Below are 3382 nucleotides of genomic sequence, written 5' to 3' on the forward strand. Positions count from 1 at the left end.
GCGCAGGGGTCGGCGCCACCGCCACCGGCGCGGGTTCGGGCAAAAGCGCCGGCAGCGCCGCCTCGGCCTTGGCCGCGATGCTGCCCGGCGCCGGCCCGTCCTTGGGCGAGGGGCTGTTGGCCACGATCATCCCCTTCGGCGCCATCATCTCGTCGCGCTGCGCCAGAAGGATGCCGCGCACCCCATAGACCGACCCCGCCACGATATCCTGGATCACCGCGCCGCCGGCCTCGGCCCTGGCATGCGCCGTGGTCAGGATCAGCCGCTCATCCTCGGACAATTCGCCGGTGGCCCCCCAGCCCATGAAGGCCTGGTATTCCTTGATCGCCGTCCGGCTTTTGCCGCCCAGCACCCCGTCGGCCGAGCCGACATTCCAGCCGAAATAGTTCAGCGCCTGCTGCACATCGCGGTTCGCCGCCTTCTGCTCGGCCGAGATCGAGGGCTTGGCCGGCGCGGTCTTGGTGGCCTTGGTCTTTTTCTTCTTCTTGCTGCCCTCGTTGATCGCGGCGCCCACGATGGCGCCGGCGATGATACCCGCGATCACATCGCCATTGTCGGCGCGGGCGGCGGTGACCATCGGCGAGACCGGGCTGAACGAGATCGAGGCGATGACGGCACTGGTTGCAATTGACTTGATCTTCATTGCATCACTCCGGGAAAGGCATAAAGCGTGGGAAAGCTGAAAGCGCGGGGAAGCGGAAATTGGCCGCAGTCTAGCACGGGCCCCGCGTCTGGGAAGACGGGATTTCCGCATGTTTCGCGTCGAACCGGCCCGATCGCAGCCCCCGCTTGCAGCGCCCGATCGAAGCAAAGGACAAGCCAAATGGTCGAATGGCGGCATATCCCCGGCCTTGCGCCCTATGACGAAACCCTGGCCGCCATGGAGGCGCGGGTCGAGGCGATCACCCGTGGCGAAGCGCCCGAGGCGATCTGGCTGCTGGAACATCCGCCGCTTTACACCGCCGGCACCTCGGCCCGGCCCGAGGATCTGACCGATCCGGGCCGCTTCCCGGTGATCCAGACCGGGCGCGGCGGGCAATATACCTATCACGGACCGGGCCAGCGGGTGGTCTATACGATGCTTGACGTCAAGGCGCGCGGCGGCGATGTGCGCTGCTTCGTGCGCGCGCTGGAGGCCTGGGTGATCGCGGCCCTGGCCGAATTCGGGGTGAAGGGCGAAATCCGCCCCGGCCGCGTCGGCGTCTGGGTGGTGCGGCCCGACCGCCCGCCCGCGCCCGATGGCAGCCCGGCCGAAGACAAGATCGCCGCGATCGGCATCAAGCTGCGCCGCTGGGTGTCGTTCCACGGCCTGTCGATCAATGTCGAGCCGGATCTGAGCCATTTCCAGGGCATCGTGCCCTGCGGCATCCGCGACCATGGGGTGACAAGCCTGGTCGATCTGGGCCTGCCGGTGACGATGGACGATCTCGACGCCGCCCTGCGCGCCACCTTCGAGCGCAGCTTCGGCGCGGGCGCCCGCTGTGGCGGCGGCTGAGCGGAGGCGCCGCGCCGGCGCTATCGCCTGCGACCTCGGTGCTATTGCATAACAAGGGCCTGAAAACCCATGTTGAGCCCGAGGCGCGCGACTCACCGCCACCTGATCTGAGAGGACGAGATGAAGACACCCTTCCTGCTGGCAGCGATTTCTGCCTTCACCTTGGCCGTCCCGGCTTTCGCCGGCGATCCCGCCGCCGGCGAGGACGTGTTCAAGAAATGCAAAGCCTGCCATTCGGTCATCGCCCCCGACGGGACCGTGATCCAGAAGGGCGGCAAGACCGGCCCGAACCTTTATGGCGTCGTCGGCCGCGCCGTGGCTTCGGACCCCGATTTCAAATATGGCAGCGGCATCCTGGCCGTCGGCGCCACCGGCGCGGTCTGGGATGAGGCGATGATTGCCGCCTATGTGGTCGATCCGACGAAATGGATCGACGAACAGGCCGGCGATCCGACGCTGAAATCGAAGATGAGCTTCAAGCTGCCCAAGGGCGGCGAGGATGTGGCCGCCTATCTGGCCTCGGTCGCGCAATAAACCGGGGCTTGCCCCGGAGTTCTGAAAACCGGGGCTTGGCTCCGGGGGGGGTGAAACTTGCAGGGGCGCCGGATCACCGGCGCCCCTTCGCAGTTCCGGCCGGCGCCGGCGGCTACATCTTCTTCAGATAGGCGCTTGAGACATAGCCCCTCACGTTCCGCGCGTCCTTCAGCGAAACCTTGCACCAGCTGGTATTGCCCGACCTTTCGCAGCTTTGCAGCCAAAGCACGGTGCCATTCGGCAGGCCCAGCACGATCTTGTAGCCGGTGCCCGGCCCGGCCCGCATCTTCAGCATGTCCTCGGGGCCGACGCCCGTGACCTCATAGGTGCCGCGCGGCTCGGCCCGGGCCGGGGGCGCGGTCAGGGCCAGCGCCAGGGCCACGCCCAGGCAAAGCACGACCAGCAAAGCGGCAAAACCGGCCGGGCGGCCCGGGGCGAAACGGGGCAAGGGGGCGATGCGCATGGGAAATCCTGCGGTCAGCTGCGGTCAGGCCCCTGTCTAGACCGACCGCCCCCGCGCGTACAGACCCGCGCCGCGGGCCTCGGCGCGCGGCTGCCGGCTCAGGCCTCCAGCGCGTCGATCATCCCCACCCGCGTCGCATGCCGCCCGCCTTCGAATTCGGCGTTCAGGAAGGCGTCGACGATTTCAAGCGCCAGCCCCTCGCCCAGGACGCGCGCGCCCAGGGACAGCATGTTCGCGTCATTGTGCTGGCGGATCATCCGCGCCGAGAACGTGTCGGAGCAGACGCCGCAGCGGATGCCCTTGACCTTGTTCGCGGCCATCATGATGCCCTGGCCGGTGCCGCACAGGATGATCCCCAGCGCGCAATCGCCCGAGGCGACGCGCCGCGCGGCCGCCGCGCCATGTTCGGGATAGGGCGTGCTTTCCGGGGTGACCGGGCCGATATCCACCACCTCGCAGCCGCGCGCGGCCAGATGCGCGGCGATGGCCTGGCGCAGCGGAATGGCGGCATGGTCGCTGGACAGGACGATGCGGCGGCGGTCGGTCATGGCGGGCTCCTTCCTCGGGCACGATCTGTGCGGCCGGATTGAAGCAGCCGGCCGCCAGCGTCAAGACCTGCGCGTCACGGCGCCTGCGTCACGGCGGCGGCGGCGCGTCGCCCGGGTCGGGCCGGTCGCCCTGACCTTCGGGCCGCAGCGCCTTGCGCATCTGCGCCCGCTTCAGCCAGACATCGCCGCGCGCGATCTCTTCCCGCGCCACGACCTCCCAACCATGCCGGGCGAAGAACGGCTCCGAGGCCAGGCTGGCCGAGGCCCGCATCTCGGCCGCCCCCAAGGCCCGCGCCCGCGCCTCGGCCGCCGCCAGCAGCCGCGCGCCGATCCCCCGCCGCG

Annotated in this window: 6 protein-coding genes; 2 read left to right on the forward strand and 4 right to left on the reverse strand. The window is 69.2% G+C overall.

Translation table 11 applies throughout. The features are described from left to right. The coding region (locus K1Y73_RS21565; RefSeq protein ID WP_225030455.1) for a peptidoglycan-binding domain-containing protein at positions 1 to 643 on the reverse strand (643 nt) is incomplete at its 3' end. A gap of 132 nt (positions 644 to 775) precedes the next feature. On the opposite strand from K1Y73_RS21565, the gene lipB reads away from it, so the two are divergent. Together lipB and K1Y73_RS21575 are read left to right on the forward strand one after the other, a co-directional pair. Next, positions 776 to 1495 (forward strand): lipoyl(octanoyl) transferase LipB, encoded by a 720-nt coding sequence (gene lipB, locus K1Y73_RS21570; protein ID WP_225030460.1) that lies wholly within the window; start codon positions 776 to 778, stop codon positions 1493 to 1495. A 120-nt stretch (positions 1496 to 1615) separates the two neighbouring features. Next, a complete protein-coding gene (locus K1Y73_RS21575; RefSeq protein ID WP_225030456.1) occupies positions 1616 to 2029 on the forward strand; it encodes a c-type cytochrome in 414 nt (137 codons plus the stop codon). 112 nt (positions 2030 to 2141) lie between these two features. On the opposite strand, the gene K1Y73_RS21580 is transcribed toward K1Y73_RS21575, so the two are convergent. The 3 genes from K1Y73_RS21580 to K1Y73_RS21590 form a co-directional block, all read right to left on the reverse strand. After that, positions 2142 to 2492, reverse strand: a complete 351-nt coding sequence (locus K1Y73_RS21580; protein ID WP_225030457.1) for an SH3 domain-containing protein — start codon at positions 2490 to 2492, stop codon at positions 2142 to 2144. A gap of 98 nt (positions 2493 to 2590) precedes the next feature. After that, positions 2591 to 3040: a ribose 5-phosphate isomerase B gene (gene rpiB, locus K1Y73_RS21585; protein ID WP_225030458.1), complete on the reverse strand. Its 450-nt coding sequence runs from the start codon at positions 3038 to 3040 to the stop codon at positions 2591 to 2593. A gap of 88 nt (positions 3041 to 3128) precedes the next feature. Then, on the reverse strand, positions 3129 to 3382 hold a 254-nt coding region (locus tag K1Y73_RS21590), incomplete at its 5' end, for a GNAT family N-acetyltransferase (protein ID WP_225030459.1).

The organism is Xinfangfangia pollutisoli, assembly GCF_020179405.1.
Taxonomy (GTDB): Bacteria; Pseudomonadota; Alphaproteobacteria; order Rhodobacterales; family Rhodobacteraceae; genus Pseudogemmobacter; species Pseudogemmobacter pollutisoli.